The organism is Paenisporosarcina sp. TG20, assembly GCF_000286315.1.
Lineage (GTDB): Bacteria > Bacillota > Bacilli > Bacillales_A > Planococcaceae > Paenisporosarcina.
Map to the genome: position 1 here is coordinate 1 of NZ_ALJG01000019.1, position 632 is coordinate 632.

1 pseudogene is annotated in these 632 nt (G+C 43.0%); it reads left to right on the top strand.

Features of this window, described 5'->3' with window-relative positions:
• Positions 1–12 precede the first annotated feature (12 nt).
• Positions 13–632, top strand: a pseudogene (locus B371_RS0100100) (transposase); the annotation flags it as partial.

Sequence of the window (632 nt, forward strand, 5' to 3'; positions counted from 1 at the left end):
AGAGGTGTTGTTATGTCGCTTGTCTATCTAAAAAACAAAAAGAATGGCATCACATATGTCTATGAGTCAGAAGGCTACTGGGACAAGGAAAAACAACAAGCCAGAAACCGTAGACAATGTATTGGAAAGCTTGATCCAGAGACGGGAGATTTTGTTCCTTCTAAAAGATTGAACCAGTCTGCTCCTGTTAAGAATCAACCGGGACCAGTACCGAGTACTTCTAGTAAGCGTCGCTTCTACGGAGCAACCTATCTTTTTGATGCCGTTGGTGAGAAACTGGGCATTACAGAAGATCTCAAATGTTGCTTCCCAGATACATATAAGCAGGTTTTGTCTCTTGCGTATTATCTAGTGCTTGAAGACCGCAATCCAATGAGCCGTTTTCCCAAGTGGGAGCGTACTCATGTGCATCCGCATGACAAGGACATTCCTTCGCAACGAAGTAGCGAACTACTTGCATCCATTGATGAGCATGCCAAGCAGCAATTCTTTCTTTTGCAAGGCAAGCGTCGATTGGAGACAGAGTTTCTAGCGTATGATACTACGTCCATCTCTTCTTACTCCAAAAAATTGAAACAAGTAAGGTATGGGTATAACAAAGACCATGACCCTCTAGCTCAAATCAATTTGGC